Below are 15683 nucleotides of genomic sequence, written 5' to 3' on the forward strand. Positions count from 1 at the left end.
TGCGCACCCGGCTCCCTTACCGGTTGATCGCCTCGCTCTCTCGCGCTGACGCGCCGTACGCAGGACACTGGGTGCCCATGACGGCTGGTTGATCTGCAGTCGCTGGAACCTAGGGGGACGCATGCGGGACAGCCATCGGGCGGAAGCCGAACGCCTGTTGGTACGCGCCGTGGAGGACGAAGCGCGGCGGACCGGCGGACGGACCGACTCCGGCGCGCTCATGGTGCGTGCGCGGGGCGCGCTCGACACGATGGCCGCCGGTGCGGCCGAGGAGTACGCGGCGTACACACACGCGCTCGACATCGCGGAGGCGGGGCAGAAGCCGCTGTCGAAGCGGTTCAGCAGAGCCACACTGGGAACACCCCTGGTGGTGACAGGTGTTGCCTCCGTCGCCGCCTTCGGCGCGGACCTCGCGCTCGGCACCGCGGCCGGTCTCGCCCTCGGGGCGGGCGCCGTCGTCGCCGTCGCCGGAGCCACCGCGACCGTCGCCCGGGTCACCGCGTCGCACTGGCCCGCCGCACATCGCAGAGCGGGCGCACTGAGCCAGCCCGGCGGCCCCGAACAGCTGCGGCTGCAGTGGCTGACGGCGCTGGAGGTACGGGGCATCCGCCCGTTCCTCGACCAGCAGCGCATGCTGACCGCCTCCTCCCGCGCTCCCAAGAAGAAGGCAGCCGCCTCCGTGGTGCCGCAGCTGCGCGGTGGGGACCGCAGCGCAGCCGCCCGCACCCGGTCACTTCTCGAACAGTCCTTCGGTCATCTGCCCGCAGCCGACGGCACGTTCGCGGGGCGCCGCGGCGAACTGGCGCAGATCGCCCAGTGGGTGCACGCCGCCCGTGCCTCCACGGAGACCAAGCCGACCGTCGTCGTCCTGCACGGCACCCCGGGTGCCGGGCGCACCACCCTCGCTGTGCGGGCCGCCCACGCGCTCAAGGACCAGTTCCGGGGTGCGTGCGTGGTCGATCTTCGCGGCAATGTCTCCGGGGAGACCCCGCTGCCGACCCGGGACGCCCTGCTGCACCTGCTCAACCGGCTGGGCGCGCCGCGCGAGCAGCTCCTCTTCCGGGAGAGGTCCTCCGCCGAGCAGCACGTACGGCGCCTGAGCGAGCTCTACCACCAGCACCTCACCGGCACACCTGTCACGATCGTCCTCGACGACGCCACCGACGCCGCCCAGGTCCGCACGCTGCTGCCGGAGCGCTCCGACAGCCTCGTGCTCGTCACCACGCGCGAGCCGCTCGAACTGCCCGCGTCCATCCCGGCCTGGGTGCACCAGCTGCCGGTCGGCGCACTGGACGCGGCGGGCGCCGAGGAGCTGCTGCGGGAGTCGGCCGAGGACGAGGAGGACGGGCCGTACGACTACCCGTCCACCGACTCCGTCGTCGAGCTGTGCGGCGGGCTGCCGCTCGCCCTGCGCGTCGCGGGCTCCTCGCTCGGCGCACGTACCCGCAGCGCCCTCGCCGCCGACCTCGGCGCGTACGGTCCGGTCGCACCCGTCGAACGGGCCCTGTGGCTGCGCTACACCGACCAGCCCGAGCAGGCCCGGCGGCTGCTGCGGCGCCTCGCCCTGGCCGGGCGCGCCAGCCTCGGCACGGCGGCTGCCGCTTCCCTGCTGTCCACCGAGGAGCAGGAGGCCGCACGGCTGCTGGAAACCCTGTCCCGGGCCGGGCTCCTCACCCATGTACGAGGCTCGCGCTACCGGCTGCACGACCTCGTACGGGACTTCGCCCTGGCCCGGCTGCTCGACGAGGAGGCGGCGGCGGACCGTACCGCCGCGCAGGAACGCCTCATCCAGAACTACGCGGAGCTGGCCGACGCGGTGATCCGCATGGTGGACGGCAAGATGTCCACCCGCGCCGGGCAGTTCGGCTCGCACGGCTTCAGCTCGCTGGACGCCGCCCTGCGCTGGCTGGACGACGAGTCGAGCTTCATCACCTCGGCCCTGCGGCACGCCGAGGGCGTCGACCAGGGGGCCGTGCTCCACCTGCTGGGCGCCCTGTGCGACTACTGCCTGCTGCGCGGCGACCTCTACCGGCTCGGTGAGATCAGCGAACTGACACAGGCCATCGACCAGGGGCTGCTGGAGCGGTCGGTCCAGTGGCGTACGGGCATCGCGGCCCGCCAGCTCGGTGAGCTCGACAAGGCCCGCACCACGCTGTCCTCCGTCGTCGGCCTGTACCGCGAGGCGCAGAACGACGCGGGTGCGGCGCTCGCGCTCTGCTCGCTCGGCATCACCCTGCACCACCAGGGCAATCTGACGGAGGCCTCGGCGCGGCTGCGGGAGGCGCTCGCACTGCAGGCGTCCCCGGAGCAGGCCGAGGACCGGGCCTGGTCCCTGCACGCCCTGGCGGCCGTCGAGCGCGACCGGGCCAATCTGGCCGAGGCCCTGACCCTGCTCGACACCGCGCTCACCTTGCACCGGGAGGGCGAGTCGCTGCACGGTGAGGCCTGGTCGCACTTCCAGCTCGGCCAGGTCTGCCTGCGCATGGGCGAGGTGGCGCGGGCCGAGGAGGAGCTGTCCACCGCGCTGGACCTGTACGGCCGCACCCGGGACGAGCGCGGGGAGGCCTGGGCCCTGACCCAGCTGGCCCGCGCCCGGCTGCTGGACGGCGACCCCGCACCCGCGGTGGAGCAGCTGCGAGGGGCCCTGGACCGGCACCGGGACAACGAGGACGCGCGGGGCGAAGCATGGACGCGGTACTACCTGGGGCAGGCCCTGGAGGAGGACGGCGACACCGATCAGGCGGTACGGGAGCTGGAGCGGTCCCGCACGATGTTCTCCCGGATGAGGGACGTCTACGGCCTGGCGTGCGCCCGGCACCACTCGGGCCGGGTCACCCGCGACCAGCGGGCCGCGCAGACGGGGAACCTGCGCAACTCCGGTTTCGCCCGGCAGCTCCTCGTGGACGCGCGGGCCGACTTCCGGCGCATCGGGGTGGCACACGGTGAGGCCTGGACCTGCCTGGAGCTGGCCCTGGTCGACGGCGGCAACAACCGCACGGCGCAGGCCCTGGAGCTGTGCGACGAGGCGATCGCCCTGTTCGCCTCGTACGGGGACGTCAGGGGCGGGGACTGGGCCGCGTTCCTGCGGTGCACGTTGCTGCCGTACGCGTCGCCGGGGGGCAGCGAGGTGGGTACCGCCGTGGCCCAGCAGGAGCTCGCGGACCTGCTCCGGGCCGCCCATCCGCTGCGGGACGGCAAGCTGGAGGACTGCGCGGAGGCGTTCACGGTCGTCCTGAACCGTGGCGTGGACCTGGACGACGGCTGGCAGGCGTGGCGCCTGGGGCTGACCCCGTCCCGGCACGCGCGGGAGGTCATGGGGGTGCCGGTGGGGGTGCGGCCGTAAGGGGCGGGGGCTGTTGCCCTCAATCGCCGGGCGGGCTTGATCGTGGGCCCGGTCCGCGGGGTGCACTCCGTGCGTGGGTGGTGGCCCGGGGCCCCTCCGGAGTGTCTCCTCGGGCAACGAACGTGCGCGCTCCACGCGGCGGGGCCCTGCTCTTTGTTCGTCGCCCTGCGGGGACCCTCCTGCACGGCCCCGGACCGGCCGTCGTGCGCCCTCGACCACCGGGCGGCAGGCGCCGGTGAGACATGGGTGGGGCCGTGCAGGAGGGTCCCCGCAGGGACTGGCGTAGGACCGGGGTCGGCTGCGTACCCGGGTGCCACGCCGGTCCCGAGGAGACACTCCGGAGGGGCACCGCCCACCACCCACCGCGCAGGGCGCACCCCGCGGACCGGGCCGCCCGAGCCCGTCCGGCGATTGAGGACAAAGCCCCGCACCCCGGGACGGGGCGCGCGCCTACTTCTTGCCGGGGGCCGCCGCCGACGTCGTCGTCTTCTCGGACGCGGGCTCCGGCGCCTCCTCGAAGTCGATCCTGCCCATGTGGCGGTTCATCGACTTCATCAGCAGCCACACACCCACGGCGAGCGCCGCGAAGACGAGGAAGCCGAGGACGCCGGGGGTCACCTTGTTGTCGTCGACCTCCTTGGCCAGAGGGACGAGCTGGTTCAGTGCCTGGGTCGCGTACATATCAGGCATTGTCGCGGATGCCCGCGAAGAGGTCGCTCTCGGGGAGGGACGTATCGACGAGAGACTTGGCCAGCTCGTACTCCTCCGTCGGCCAGACCTCCCGCTGGACGTCCATCGGGACCCGGAACCAGCCGCCGTCCGGATCGATCTGCGTCGCGTGCGCGATCAGCGCCTTGTCGCGGATCTCGAAGAACTCGTCGCACGGGACGAACGTGGTCAGCGTGCGCTCCTCGCGCTGGAACTCCTTCCAGCGCTCCAGCCAGTCGCCGTACGGGGACTCCAGCCCACGAGCGAGCAGCGCCTCGTGGAGAGCGACCGTGCGCGGCCGGTTGAAGCCCTGGTTGTAGTAGAGCTTCTGCGGCTTCCAGACCGGCCCGAACTCCGCCTCGGGGAACCTCTCGGCGTCCGCCGCACCCTCGAAGGCGATCATCGAGATGGTGTGGGTCTTGATGTGGTCGGGGTGCGGGTACCCGCCGTTCTCGTCGTACGTGGTGATGACCTGCGGCCGGAACGCACGGATCTTCGCGACCAGGCGGCCCGCCGCCGTCTCGTCGTCCTCCAGCGCGAAGCAGCCCTCGGGCAGCGGCGGCAGCGGGTCGCCCTCGGGCAGGCCCGAGTCGACGAAGCCGAGCCACTGCTGGTCGATGCCCAGGATCTCGCGGGCCTCGTCCATCTCCTTCTGGCGCACCTCGTGGATGTTCGCCTCGATGTACGCGTCCCCCTGGAGTTTCGGGTTGAGGATGGATCCCCGCTCGCCCCCTGTGCAGGTGACGACCAGGACGTCCACCCCCTCGGACACGTACTTGGCCATGGTGGCCGCGCCCTTGCTCGACTCGTCGTCGGGGTGGGCGTGAACGGCCATCAGTCTCAGCTGCTCGGTCAAGACTCGGTCCTCAGTGATTGGTCGCGATGGTCGGCTTCTATAGTGACTGACCCGGGGGGTGGAAAATTCCTCGATCCCCTGTACGGGAGGAACGATCATGGCAGCGGTGCGCGAGGCCTTGCCCGACGGGCGCTACGGCCGGTCCGAGGATCAGCGTGCGGACCGCAAGCTCAAGATCGTCGGCATGGTGCTCGGTGTGGCCTTCCTCGGCATGATCGGCTGGTTCGGCTACGACTACGTCGCGGGCCAGGACATCAGCGCAGAGCTCATCAAGTCCGACATCGTCTCGGACGACCGGGCCGAGGCGCACCTCGAGGTGCGCAAGGACCGGGACACCGACGGGTACTGCACGGTCCGCGCACTGAGCGAGGACGGCGGCGAGGTGGCCCGCAAGGACTTCCGTTTCGACGAGCGCTCCGAGCGGATCGACGAGGTCGTCTCCCTGCGGACCACGTCCAGGGCGACCGCGGTGGAACTGATGGCGTGTACCGCCGGCAGCTGATCGCAGTGCTGGGCGCGCGCCGCGTCTGATCCGCACGCCCCGGCGCTCACCTGCACGGATGCGCGTGTGACCGTTTACCTTCTCCCCCTTTTCGCGTGGAATTGTTAGGCTCGTGGTTTCGCCCACCCGTGGCAGCACATGCTTGGGGTAGGGCGATGCTTTGTATTCCCAGCACCGACGAGGAGCACCCTGTGACCCAGACCAGCGAAAACGTCACCTGGCTCACGCAGGAGGCGCACAACCAGCTGAAGGCCGAGCTGGCGCGCCTCACTGGTCCCGCGCGCGCGGAGATCGCCGTCAAGATCGCGGCAGCACGTGAGGAGGGTGACCTCAAGGAGAACGGCGGATATCACGCCGCCAAGGAGGAGCAGGGCAAGATGGAGCTCAGGGTGCGCCAGCTCACCCAGCTCCTGGAGCACGCGAAGGTCGGCGAGGCGCCTGCCGACGACGGCGTGGTCGAGCCCGGCATGGTCGTGACGATCGCCTTCGACGGCGACCCGGACGACACCGTCACCTTCCTGCTCGCCTCGCGCGAGTACGCGAGCGCGGACATCGAGACGTACTCCCCCCAGTCGCCGCTCGGCACCGGGGTGAACGGCAAGAGGATCGGCGACGAAGCGGACTACGAGTTGCCGAACGGCAAGAAGGCCTCGGTGAAGATCATCGCGGCGAAGCCGTACACGGGCTGATCCGCAGCCGTCATGAGAGAGCCCCGGCCGCATGAGCGGCCGGGGCTCCGTCGTGGTGCAGGTCAGGCTGTGGCCGAGCGGTACCTGCGGACCGCCAGGGTGCGGAACACCACGATGATCAGGACCGACCAGAGCACCGAGGCGAGGATCGGGTGCTGCATCGGCCAGGCGTCCGGGGTGACGAAACCCGGCGGCAGGTTGCCGAACAGCTCGCGGCAGGCCTGCACCGTGGCACTGAAGGGGTTCCACTCCGCGATGTGGCGCAGGACGGTCGGCATCTGGTTGGCGTCCACGAAGGCGTTCGAGATGAACGTCAGCGGGAAGAGCCAGATCAGTCCGCCGGATGTGGCCGCCTCCGGTGTACGTACGACGAGGCCGATCAGCGCGCCGATCCAGGAGAACGCGTACCCGAGCAGGAGCAGCAGCAGGAAGCCCAGCAGCACCTTGCCGATGTTCTCGTGGGTCCGCCAGCCGATGATCAGTGCGACACCGGCGAGCACGACGAGGGTGAGCGCGGTCTGCACGAGGTCGGCGAGGGTGCGTCCGGTGAGGACGGCGCCCCGGGCCATCGGCAGCGACCTGAAGCGGTCGATCAGCCCCTTGTGCATGTCGTCCGCGATACCCGCTCCGGCCCCGGCGGTGGCGAAGGTGACGGTCTGGGCGAAGATCCCGGCCATCAGGAATTCTTTGTAGTCCGCCGACGAGATCGTGCTGCCGACCTTGATGGAGCCGCCGAACACGTAGGTGAACAGCACCACGAACATGATCGGCTGGATCAGCCCGAAGATGACCATCTCCGGGATGCGGGCCATGCGGATGAGGTTGCGCTTGGCGACGACGAGGGAGTCGGCGACCGACTGGCTGATGCCGCCGCGCGGGTTGATCGGCGCGAGTTCGGGGGTGTCCGTGGTGGCAGTCACTGCCCGGCCTCCTTGCCGCTCTTTGCGGCGCGTGTCGATCCGCTCTCCTCGTTCCTCTCCAGCTCGGCGGCGTGGCCGGTGAGCGAGATGAAGACGTCGTCGAGGGTGGGGCGGCGCAGGCCGATGTCGTCGATCTCCACGCCGTTGGCGTCGAGGTCGCGGATGACTTCGGCGAGCAGTTTGGCTCCGCCGGTGACCGGGACGGTCAGCTTGCGGGTGTGTTCGGCGAAGGCGATCTCGCCCTTGCCGTAGGTGGCGAGTACCGATCGGGCGGGCTCGATCTGGTCCCGTTGGTGCACGACGACCTCGACACGCTCGCCGCCGGTGCGGGCCTTCAGCTGGTCGGAGGTACCGCGGGCGATGACCTTGCCGTGGTCGATGACGCAGATGTCGTGGGCGAGGTGATCGGCCTCCTCCAGATACTGCGTGGTCAGCAGCAGTGTCGTACCGCCGGCGACGAGCTCCTGGATGACCTCCCAGAGCTGCTGCCGGTTGCGCGGGTCGAGGCCGGTGGTGGGCTCGTCCATGAACATCACGGGCGGGGAGACGACAAGCGCCGCCGCCAGGTCGAGACGGCGGCGCATGCCTCCGGAGTACGTCTTCGCGGTGCGGTCGGCCGCGTCGGCGAGGTTGAACTTCTCCAGGAGCTGCACCGCCCGCTTCTTCGCGTCGCGTGCGCTCATCTGGTAGAGCTGCCCGACCATCTGCAGGTTCTCGCGGCCGGTGAGGTACTCGTCGACAGCGGCGAACTGGCCCGAGAGTCCGATCGAGTGGCGTACCTCGTTGGGGTGCTTCAGCACGTCGATGCCCGCCACGACAGCCTTCCCGCTGTCGGGCTGGAGCAGGGTGGTCAGCACGCGCACGGCGGTGGTCTTGCCGGCGCCGTTGGGGCCCAGAAGGCCCAGGACGGTGCCTTCAGGTACGTCTAGGTCGACGCCGTCCAGTGCTCGTACTTCGCCGAAGGTCTTCACCAGGCCTTCGGCGTAAATGGCGCCTGGCATGTGGGACTCCCCCAGTTGCTTCGGTGACTTCCTGAAACAGATCCTAGATTTGCCGGTGGCCCCGTGTCCGGAGCCGCGGACTGTTCGGCGGTGCACGCTATCGCGATACATCGTGAGTCACAACAGGTTTTCGCCCTGCGCCCGTCACCGAGCCCAGCACCCCGCCCCAGCCCTCAGCTCATCACGAGATAGCCCGCCTCCCGCAGTGCGGCGGCGACCTCCTCGCAGTGCTCCGGGCCCTTGGTCTCCAGGTGCAGTTCCACTTCCACCTCGGTGAGCCCCAGCCTCGGATCGGTCCGCACATGGCTGACGTCGAGCACGTTGGCGTCGGCCACGGACAGCGTGGCGAGCAACGCGGCCAGCGCCCCCGGCCGGTCCGTCAGCCGCAGCCGCAGGCTCAGATAGCGTCCTGCCGCCGCCATGCCGTGCGTCAGGATGCGCTGCATCAGCAGCGGGTCGACGTTGCCGCCCGACAGCACGGCGACCACCGGCCCGCGGAACGACTTCGGATCGCTCAGCAGCGCCGCCACGGGGCTCGCCCCGGCCGGCTCGACGACCATCTTCGCCCGTTCCAGGCAGAGCAACAGCGCACTGGAGAGCTCGTCCTCGGAGACCGTACGGACCTCGTCGACCAGCTCCTGGACGAGCCGGAACGGAATGTCGCCGGGGCGGCCCACCTTGATGCCGTCGGCCATGGTCTGCACCGAATCGAGCGCCACCGGGTGCCCGGCCGCCAGCGACGGCGGGTAACTGGCCGCGCCCGCCGCCTGAACGCCCACGATTTTCACGTCCGGGCGCAGCGCCTTCACGGCGACGGCGACGCCCGCGGCGAGACCGCCACCGCCGATGCCGACGACGATCGTGCGGACCTCGGGGCACTGTTCGAGGATCTCCAGGCCCACGGTGCCCTGGCCCGCGATGATGTCCGGGTGGTCGAAGGGGTGGATGAAGACGGCCCCGGTCCGTTCCGCGTACGCCTCGGCCGCGGCGAGCGTCTCGTCGACGACATGCCCGTGGAGCTGAACCTCCGCCCCGTACTCGCGCGTTGCCGCCACCTTCGGCAGAGGGGCGCCGAGCGGCATGAAGACCGTCGAGCGTACGCCGAGCAGCGAAGAGGCGAGTGCGACACCCTGCGCATGGTTTCCGGCACTTGCGGCCACTACTCCTGCCGCCCGTTCCACCGGGCTGAGGCCCGCGATCCGTACGTACGCGCCGCGCAGTTTGAACGAGCCGGTGCGCTGAAGGTTCTCGCACTTGAAATGGACCGGCGCGCCGACCAGCGCCGTCAGATGGCGGCTGCCCTCCATCCCTGTCGTTCTGGCCACCCCGGACAGCATCTTCTGCGCCCCACGGATGTCGTCGAGGATCAGCGGAGGAAAGGTGCCTGGCGTCCAGAAGGTCATGACAGCAAGTCTTGCAGCTCGGAGCGGTCGCGGCCGTCGCATCTCGTGGCAGCCTGCGGTGGTGTCCATAGGTTTGTGCAGCGCTGGTACACGTTGCCCCGTGGCCGCGTACTCTGTCCCCCACCCATCCGACACCGCACGAAGAGAGCCCCCGGCCATGCCCCCTCAGGACATGACGACTGCTGCGTCTCCTTCCGGGGGCGCCGCCCCCGGACACCCGGGTACCGACCCCCTCCTCGATGCTCTCCAGCACCAGGTGGCCGTCTTCGCCCGCCGTGCCGAACAGACCCGCCTCGGCGGTGTCGGCCAGGTCCGCAACTCCATGGACCGCGCCGCCTACCTGCTGCTCAACCGGCTCGACCGGGAAGGCCCGATGGGCGTCAAGGCACTGGCCGCGGGCATGGGGATCGACTCCTCGACCGTGACCCGGCAGGTCGCACCGCTCGTCGACACCGGTCTGGTCAAGCGCACCTCGCACCCGGAGGACGGCCGTGCGGTCGTGCTGCAGCTGTCACCGCGCGGCCAGGCGCGGCTGGACGAGGTCCGGGCCTCGCGCCGTGAGCTGATGTCCCAGGTCACCGACGACTGGAGCGAGGAGGAGCGCGACACGTTCTGCGCCCTGCTCACCCGGTTCAACGCCTCACTGGCAGCGCGGCAGGCCGCGCACCACCCGGTACAGGACAACTGACCGGCGGCGCGCACCGCTTCTTCCTGGTTCGACGACACCTCGGTCCGACGACACCGTAGGACGGCCGATGACGGCCGCTGGGCACCCTTTTCGCCCGGATCTATCCTGGGAGAGTCGGCAGGTACGAGCCCGAGGAGGCCGTCATGACACGGAAGATCGCCGACTGCCGCAAGTACCCGAGCGTGTCGAACTGCTCTCTCGCCATCACCGGCGAGGAGGAGGAAGTCGTGCGGGCCGCCGCCGAGCACGCCGTCTCCGTCCACGAGCACACGGACAGCCCCGAGCTGCGTGAGCAGATCCGGGCCTCGCTGGAGGACGAGAAGGTGGCTGTCTGACAGCGGAATCTGACGGCGGAAGCGGAACCGCCCGGCGGCCGGGACGTGGTCACGGCCGCCGGACGGAGATGCGTTTTCCTAGCCGAGCGCCTGCGTGAGGTCGGCCAGCAGGTCGTCGGCGTTCTCGATGCCGACGGACAGGCGCACCAGGTCCGCGGGCACCTCCAGCGGGGAGCCCGCGGCCGATGCGTGCGTCATGCGGCCCGGGTGCTCCAGCAGCGACTCGACACCGCCGAGCGACTCACCGAGCGTGAACAGCTTCGCGCGGTTGCAGACCTCGACCGCCGCTTCCTCGCCGCCCGTGACGCGGAAGGACACCATCCCGCCGAACGCCTTCATCTGCTTCGCGGCGATCTCGTGGCCCGGGTGCTCCGGCAGCCCCGGATACAGGACCTGGGTCACCTTGGGGTGGCGGGTCAGCAGATCGGCGACCTTGGTGGCGTTCTCGTCATGCCGGTCCATGCGGACCGCGAGGGTCTTGATGCCGCGCAGCACCAGCCAGGCGTCGAACGGCCCGGCGATGGCACCCATCGCGTTCTGGTGGTAGGCGAGTTCCTCGCCCAGCTCGGCGTCGCTGACGACGAGCGCGCCGCCGACGACGTCGGAGTGCCCGCCCATGTACTTGGTGGTCGAGTGCACGACGACGTCCGCGCCGAGTGCGAGCGGCTGCTGGAGGTAGGGGCTGGCGAAGGTGTTGTCGACGACCAGCCGCACGCCGGCCTGCCGGGCCACACCGGCGACGGCCTCGATGTCCGTGATGCCGAGCAGCGGGTTGGACGGGGTCTCCACCCAGATCGCCTTGGTACGGGCGGTGATCGCCGCCCGTACCGCCGACACGTCGGAGGTGTCGGCGACCGAGAACTCCACGCCCCAGCGCGAGGCCACCTTCGCGAAGAGCCGGAACGTTCCGCCGTAGGCGTCGTTCGGGATGATCACGTGGTCGCCGGGCGTGAGCAGCGCACGCAGAAGGCAGTCCTCCGCGGCGAGGCCGGACGCGAAGGCGAGCCCGCGTCGGCCGCCCTCCAGTGCCGCCAGGTTCTCCTCCAGTGCGGTACGGGTGGGGTTGGCGCTGCGGCTGTACTCGTAGCCGCCGCGCAGCCCGCCGACGCCGTCCTGCTTGTACGTGGACACCTGGTAGATCGGCGGGACCACGGCGCCGGTGAGGGGATCCGCCGTGTTGCCGGCGTGGATCGCAAGGGTCTCGAAGCTGTGCTGGTCGCTCATGAAGCCCGAGCGTAGTTCGTCAAGAGGGCACTTTCCGGCCGCTGCGCCGTCCGGGGACAATGGACCCATGGAGATTCTGTGGTTCCTGCTCGCCCTGTGCATGCTCGCCGTGGTCGTCGGCCCGATCATGCTGCGCCGTCGTGGCGGTATCCGGCAGGTCGCGCCCGGTTCCCCCGACGCGGCCGATCCGGAGAACTACGGATTCGTGCGCCAGGAGGAACTGGACATCCGGATGCCGGGCCCCGACCAGGACCTCCTCGACGTCCTGGACGTCGTGCAGGGTACCCAGGAGTGGCGGGCCGCCTCCCAGCTGCTTGCGGGCACGCCCAAGGAGAGCGAGATCCGCTGGCAGCGGGTGCAGGCGTTCGCCGGTGCGGCCTCGCTGGAGCTGGCCCAGCGGCCCGGTGCGGGCGGGGCATGGCTGCGGAAATGGCGGGCCGAGGCCCCGAAGGACGCGGGCGGCGCGGCGGTGCACGCCGAGTTCCTGGTGCAGCAGGCGTGGCGCTCCGCCACGGTGGGCTCCGACGACTTCCGGATCATCCTGGAGGAGGCCCGTACGGTCTGCGGCGAGGCGGCCCTGCTGGCGCCCGGCGACCCCGTCCCGTACATCGTGGAACTGGCGGTCGCCCGTGGCCTGGGCTACTCCCCCGAGCAGTTCGACCAGCTGTGGGCGAAGGTCATCGACCGTGCCCCCGCCCACATGGGTGCGCACATCGCCGCCCTGCACTTCTGGTGCGAGAAGTGGCACGGCTCGCCCGAGCTCGCCGACCGCTTCGCCACCGCCGCCGCCGCCCGCGCCCCACAGGGCTCGCTGCTCGCCGCGCTGCCGCTGTTCGCGTTGTACGAGAACCTGCCCGAGGTCAATCTCGTGCAGGGCTTCTACCGCGGAACCGTCGTGACGAAGGCGGTCGGGGGCGCGATGTTCGCGGTGCACGCGGCCCGCGCCGACGACCCGGTGCTCGCCCACGTCCGGCACCTGCTGGTCTTCTTCCTCGTCCGCATGGAGCGCTGGTCGGAGGCGATGAACCAGCTCGTCCACATCGACGGCCACGTGGGCGCGCTGCCCTGGGTCCATGACTCCGATCCGGCCGCCGAGTACACGGTGTACCGGGCGCTGGCCGTCGCCGGGTACGAGGCGAACGGCGGCAGCCCGGCGACGCTGCCGCAGTAGTCGCGCGAGCGCCACAGAAGTCCGTTGCCGCAGGGACACGGCGGTAATTCCCCTGCGTGTCCCACAATGGTCGGGTTGCTCGTGCCGTTTTGGTGCTGTGGGTGCGAGCGGGGGTCGTGGGGTTCCGGGCCGTCCTCGCCGCCACCGGCTGAGCGGCGGTGACACGGACCCCGGGGAGCGTGGCCCTGAAAATCTTCCTCGTCAGCGCCGTGATCGCCGTCCGCATCCGGACCCCAGGATCGTCCGGGTCCGCCATCCGCTGGCCCGGCTGCTGTACCGGCAGGACCGGTACGAGGCGGCGGTCGAGCAGTTCCGTGCGATCGACGGCTACATCGGCAGCGCTCCGTGGACGTACTCCGGCAACCCGAGGAAGCGCTGTCCCGACACCCCCGACCACTGCGCGGCGTAGGTCGTGAAGGCGGCCCGGGGCTGACGTGTCCGCCGTGGCGGGGCGCCGGAATCCACGGCGCCCCCGGCGCGTTGTACGCACTGAACACCGACCCCGGAGGAGCCCCCCGCATGTTCCTGAACCACCGCACCCCGCAGCTCCCCACCCGCGAGGAGGCCCTGCGAGGGCGTCCCGTCCCCGAATTCACGGTCCCGGACCGCCACACGGTCCTCGGCAACCCGCTGACCGGCCCGTACCCGGAGGGTCTGGAGGTCGCCGACTTCGCGCTGGGCTGCTTCTGGGGTGCCGAGCGCAAGTTCTGGCAGACGGAGGGCGTCTGGACGACCCTCGTCGGCTACCAGGGCGGTTACACGGAGAACCCGGCGTACGAAGAGGTCTGCTCGGGCCTGACGGGCCACACGGAAGCGGTCCGTGTCGTCTTCGACCCGACGGTCGTGGGTTACGCGGAGCTGCTGAAGCTCTTCTGGGAGTCCCACAACCCGACCCAGGGCTTCCGCCAGGGCAACGACGTGGGCACGCAGTACCGCTCGGCGATCTACACCCACACCGCCGAGCAGGCGGAGGGCGCGGCCGCGTCCCGCGAGGCGTACCAGCAGGTCCTCACCGGCTCCGGCTTCGGCGGGATCAGCACGGAGATCCTCCCCGCCGAGGGCCGCACGCTGTGGCCTGCGGAGGCGTACCACCAGCAGTACCTGGACAAGAACCCGGACGGCTACTGCGGCATCGGCGGTACGGGCGCCACGCTGGAGTCCCCCTCCGAGACGAACTGGGGCCGCTCCTGCCCGACGGGCATCGCCCCGGCCCCCACCGCCGGCGAGTGACGTAGCGGGCAGCCTCAGGCCAGGCCGGGCGGCAGGGGCACGCCTCTGTCGGCGGCCACGGCCCCGGCGGCCTGCGCGCACGCCGACCAGCGGTTGCCGCCCCGGTCCAGCACACCCGTCACCGGCTGCTCCTGGCAGGGGTTGGCACCGTCTCCGTGCCAGGTGCACCGCGTGCTCGACTCGCTGTCCGGCGCGAGCAGTTCGAGGCCGATCCGGACTCCGCTGCTGTCCATGCCGTCACCGTAGCGGCTGCTCTGCCCGCGGCGAATCTGCCGTGGGCCGAGATTTCTGACGTGGCGGCCCCGCCGGGCCAAGAGTGGAGGGAGCGCGGCTGTTCCGGCCGCCCCCACCACCGGGAGGTCCGATGCTCCACTCCGCTACCCGTCCACGCGCCGCCGACGAGGACACACCGCCGACGCGGTTCGACGACCACCTCGCCGCGCAGCTCCTCGCCCAACGGATCGTGTTCCTGGGCACCCAGGTGGACGAGGTCTCCGCGAACCGGGTCTGCGCGCAGCTGCTGCTCCTGTCCGCCGAGGACCCGCGCACCGACATCAGCCTCTACATCAACAGTCCCGGCGGGTCCGTGACGGCCGGGCTGGCCATCTACGACACGATGCAGCTCATCCCGAACGACGTCTCCACCCTCGCCATGGGGTTCGCCGCGTCCATGGGGCAGTTCCTGCTCACCGTCGGGACCGAGGGCAAGCGGTTCGCCCTGCCGAACGCGCGGATCATGATGCACCAGCCGTCGGCCGGCATCGGCGGCACCGCCTCCGACATCGCGATCCAGGCCGAGAACCTCGAATTCACGAAGCAGGCCGTGGAGCGGATCACGGCGGCACACACCGGACAGTCCGCGGAGACGATCTCCCGGGACGGCGACCGGGACCGGTGGTTCACGGCCGGGCAGGCGAAGGCGTACGGCATGGTCGATCACGTCGTCGAGTCGCTCGACGACGTACGCCCGGCCGGCTCGCGACGACGGATCGGACTCTGACATGAGCCAGTACACGATTCCGAACGTCGTCGAGCGCACCCCGCAGGGGGAACGGTCCTACGACGTCTTCAGCCGGCTCCTGTCCGAACGGATCATCTTCATCGGTACGGAGATCGACGACGGCGTCGCCAACGTCGTCATCGCCCAGCTGCTCCACCTGGAGTCGTCGAGCCCCGGGACCGAGATCGCGATCTACCTCAACTCACCCGGTGGCTCCTTCACTTCGCTCATGGCGATCTACGACACGATGAGCTTCGTCTCGGCTCCCATCGCGACGTTCTGCGTCGGCCAGGCAGCCTCGACCGCGGCCGTGCTCCTGGCCGGCGGCGATCCCGGCCGCCGGTTCGTCCTCGAGCACTCCCGTGTGCTGCTGGGCCAGCCGGCCAGCGGTGGACAGCAGGGCACTGTCTCCGACCTCCGGCTGCACGCCGAGGAGATGCTGCGGATCCGCTCGCAGGTCGAGGAGGTCCTGGCCCGGCACACCCCCCACGATCTCGCGACCCTGCGGGCCGACACCGACAGGGACAGGATCTTCACCGCGCAGGAGGCGGTGGCGTACGGCCTCGCGGACGAGGTCCTCAGCCGTCGGGTCCTGGCCACCGCCTGACACGGA

General features: G+C 70.7%; 17 protein-coding genes. 10 read left to right on the forward strand and 7 right to left on the reverse strand.

The genetic code is table 11. From position 1 onward, the window contains the following. The first annotated feature begins 121 nt into the window (after positions 1–121). Positions 122–3343 carry a tetratricopeptide repeat protein gene (locus tag ACFWBQ_RS22875; protein ID WP_385492004.1) on the forward strand — a complete coding sequence of 1074 codons (3222 nt, stop codon included), beginning with the start codon at positions 122–124 and terminating at the stop codon, positions 3341–3343. 450 nt (positions 3344–3793) lie between these two features. On the opposite strand, the gene ACFWBQ_RS22880 is transcribed toward ACFWBQ_RS22875, so the two are convergent. Further along, a complete protein-coding gene (locus ACFWBQ_RS22880; RefSeq protein WP_385492007.1) occupies positions 3794–4024 on the reverse strand; it encodes a hypothetical protein in 231 nt (76 codons plus the stop codon). 1 nt (position 4025) lies between these two features. Beyond that, the gene (mca, locus tag ACFWBQ_RS22885; RefSeq protein WP_385492010.1) at positions 4026–4907 is read right to left on the reverse strand and encodes a mycothiol conjugate amidase Mca; all 882 of its coding nucleotides are present in this window, start codon (positions 4905–4907) and stop codon (positions 4026–4028) included. 97 nt (positions 4908–5004) lie between these two features. Here mca and ACFWBQ_RS22890 point away from each other — a divergent pair, with 97 nt between their 5' ends. Together ACFWBQ_RS22890 and greA are read left to right on the forward strand one after the other, a co-directional pair. After that, positions 5005–5409 carry a DUF4307 domain-containing protein gene (locus ACFWBQ_RS22890; RefSeq protein ID WP_385492013.1) on the forward strand — a complete coding sequence of 135 codons (405 nt, stop codon included), beginning with the start codon at positions 5005–5007 and terminating at the stop codon, positions 5407–5409. A 191-nt stretch (positions 5410–5600) separates the two neighbouring features. Further along, positions 5601–6098 (forward strand): transcription elongation factor GreA, encoded by a 498-nt coding sequence (greA, locus tag ACFWBQ_RS22895; protein ID WP_385492016.1) that lies wholly within the window; start codon positions 5601–5603, stop codon positions 6096–6098. Positions 6099–6160: 62 nt separating this feature from the next. On the opposite strand, the gene ACFWBQ_RS22900 is transcribed toward greA, so the two are convergent. The 3 genes from ACFWBQ_RS22900 to ilvA form a co-directional block, all read right to left on the reverse strand. After that, positions 6161–7018, reverse strand: coding sequence for an ABC transporter permease (locus tag ACFWBQ_RS22900; protein WP_385492019.1), 858 nt, complete (start codon positions 7016–7018; stop codon positions 6161–6163). Then, positions 7015–8019 carry an ATP-binding cassette domain-containing protein gene (locus ACFWBQ_RS22905; RefSeq protein WP_385492022.1) on the reverse strand — a complete coding sequence of 335 codons (1005 nt, stop codon included), beginning with the start codon at positions 8017–8019 and terminating at the stop codon, positions 7015–7017. The genes ACFWBQ_RS22900 and ACFWBQ_RS22905 overlap by 4 nt, the downstream gene beginning before the upstream one ends. A 173-nt stretch (positions 8020–8192) precedes the next feature. Further along, positions 8193–9422 carry a threonine ammonia-lyase gene (ilvA, locus tag ACFWBQ_RS22910; RefSeq protein WP_385492025.1) on the reverse strand — a complete coding sequence of 410 codons (1230 nt, stop codon included), beginning with the start codon at positions 9420–9422 and terminating at the stop codon, positions 8193–8195. A 157-nt stretch (positions 9423–9579) separates the two neighbouring features. Here ilvA and ACFWBQ_RS22915 point away from each other — a divergent pair, with 157 nt between their 5' ends. After that, positions 9580–10110, forward strand: a complete 531-nt coding sequence (locus tag ACFWBQ_RS22915; protein ID WP_385492028.1) for a MarR family winged helix-turn-helix transcriptional regulator — start codon at positions 9580–9582, stop codon at positions 10108–10110. Between the two features lie 143 nt (positions 10111–10253). Then, positions 10254–10445 carry a DUF1059 domain-containing protein gene (locus ACFWBQ_RS22920; RefSeq protein ID WP_385492031.1) on the forward strand — a complete coding sequence of 64 codons (192 nt, stop codon included), beginning with the start codon at positions 10254–10256 and terminating at the stop codon, positions 10443–10445. A 78-nt stretch (positions 10446–10523) separates the two neighbouring features. On the opposite strand, the gene ACFWBQ_RS22925 is transcribed toward ACFWBQ_RS22920, so the two are convergent. Further along, on the reverse strand, positions 10524–11669 hold the full coding sequence (locus tag ACFWBQ_RS22925) for a cystathionine gamma-synthase (protein WP_385492034.1): 1146 nt from the start codon (positions 11667–11669) through the stop codon (positions 10524–10526). 67 nt (positions 11670–11736) lie between these two features. Here ACFWBQ_RS22925 and ACFWBQ_RS22930 point away from each other — a divergent pair, with 67 nt between their 5' ends. The 3 genes from ACFWBQ_RS22930 (at position 11737) to msrA (ending at position 14070) form a co-directional block, all read left to right on the forward strand. Beyond that, entirely contained in the window at positions 11737–12840 is a 1104-nt protein-coding gene (locus ACFWBQ_RS22930) for a hypothetical protein (RefSeq protein ID WP_385492037.1), read from the forward strand. A 97-nt stretch (positions 12841–12937) separates the two neighbouring features. Then, the gene (locus ACFWBQ_RS22935) at positions 12938–13249 is read left to right on the forward strand and encodes a hypothetical protein (RefSeq protein WP_385492040.1); all 312 of its coding nucleotides are present in this window, start codon (positions 12938–12940) and stop codon (positions 13247–13249) included. Positions 13250–13359: 110 nt separating this feature from the next. After that, positions 13360–14070: a peptide-methionine (S)-S-oxide reductase MsrA gene (gene msrA, locus ACFWBQ_RS22940; protein WP_385492043.1), complete on the forward strand. Its 711-nt coding sequence runs from the start codon at positions 13360–13362 to the stop codon at positions 14068–14070. A gap of 14 nt (positions 14071–14084) precedes the next feature. Here msrA and ACFWBQ_RS22945 read toward each other — a convergent pair whose 3' ends face one another. Beyond that, the gene (locus ACFWBQ_RS22945; RefSeq protein WP_385492046.1) at positions 14085–14303 is read right to left on the reverse strand and encodes a hypothetical protein; all 219 of its coding nucleotides are present in this window, start codon (positions 14301–14303) and stop codon (positions 14085–14087) included. Positions 14304–14434: 131 nt separating this feature from the next. On the opposite strand from ACFWBQ_RS22945, the gene ACFWBQ_RS22950 reads away from it, so the two are divergent. Then, the gene (locus ACFWBQ_RS22950; protein WP_385492049.1) at positions 14435–15070 is read left to right on the forward strand and encodes an ATP-dependent Clp protease proteolytic subunit; all 636 of its coding nucleotides are present in this window, start codon (positions 14435–14437) and stop codon (positions 15068–15070) included. Between the two features lies 1 nt (position 15071). Then, a complete protein-coding gene (locus ACFWBQ_RS22955; RefSeq protein WP_385492052.1) occupies positions 15072–15677 on the forward strand; it encodes a ClpP family protease in 606 nt (201 codons plus the stop codon). The last annotated feature ends 6 nt before the right edge of the window (positions 15678–15683 follow it).

The organism is Streptomyces sp. NPDC060035, assembly GCF_042736635.1.
In the GTDB taxonomy this organism is placed as follows: domain Bacteria; phylum Actinomycetota; class Actinomycetes; order Streptomycetales; family Streptomycetaceae; genus Streptomyces.

What these genes read in the sequence shown, in the direction of transcription:
- ACFWBQ_RS22875 (WP_385492004.1), top strand. Translation starts at nt 122, where the DNA reads ATGCGGGACAGCCATCGGGCGGAAGCCGAACGCCTGTTGGTACGCGCC.
- ACFWBQ_RS22880 (WP_385492007.1), bottom strand. Translation starts at nt 4,024, where the DNA reads ATGTACGCGACCCAGGCACTGAACCAGCTCGTCCCTCTGGCCAAGGAG.
- ACFWBQ_RS22890 (WP_385492013.1), top strand. Translation starts at nt 5,005, where the DNA reads ATGGCAGCGGTGCGCGAGGCCTTGCCCGACGGGCGCTACGGCCGGTCC.
- ACFWBQ_RS22905 (WP_385492022.1), bottom strand. Translation starts at nt 8,019, where the DNA reads ATGCCAGGCGCCATTTACGCCGAAGGCCTGGTGAAGACCTTCGGCGAA.
- ilvA (WP_385492025.1), bottom strand. Translation starts at nt 9,422, where the DNA reads ATGACCTTCTGGACGCCAGGCACCTTTCCTCCGCTGATCCTCGACGAC.
- ACFWBQ_RS22915 (WP_385492028.1), top strand. Translation starts at nt 9,580, where the DNA reads ATGCCCCCTCAGGACATGACGACTGCTGCGTCTCCTTCCGGGGGCGCC.
- ACFWBQ_RS22920 (WP_385492031.1), top strand. Translation starts at nt 10,254, where the DNA reads ATGACACGGAAGATCGCCGACTGCCGCAAGTACCCGAGCGTGTCGAAC.
- ACFWBQ_RS22925 (WP_385492034.1), bottom strand. Translation starts at nt 11,669, where the DNA reads ATGAGCGACCAGCACAGCTTCGAGACCCTTGCGATCCACGCCGGCAAC.
- ACFWBQ_RS22930 (WP_385492037.1), top strand. Translation starts at nt 11,737, where the DNA reads ATGGAGATTCTGTGGTTCCTGCTCGCCCTGTGCATGCTCGCCGTGGTC.
- msrA (WP_385492043.1), top strand. Translation starts at nt 13,360, where the DNA reads ATGTTCCTGAACCACCGCACCCCGCAGCTCCCCACCCGCGAGGAGGCC.
- ACFWBQ_RS22945 (WP_385492046.1), bottom strand. Translation starts at nt 14,303, where the DNA reads ATGGACAGCAGCGGAGTCCGGATCGGCCTCGAACTGCTCGCGCCGGAC.
- ACFWBQ_RS22950 (WP_385492049.1), top strand. Translation starts at nt 14,435, where the DNA reads ATGCTCCACTCCGCTACCCGTCCACGCGCCGCCGACGAGGACACACCG.
- ACFWBQ_RS22955 (WP_385492052.1), top strand. Translation starts at nt 15,072, where the DNA reads ATGAGCCAGTACACGATTCCGAACGTCGTCGAGCGCACCCCGCAGGGG.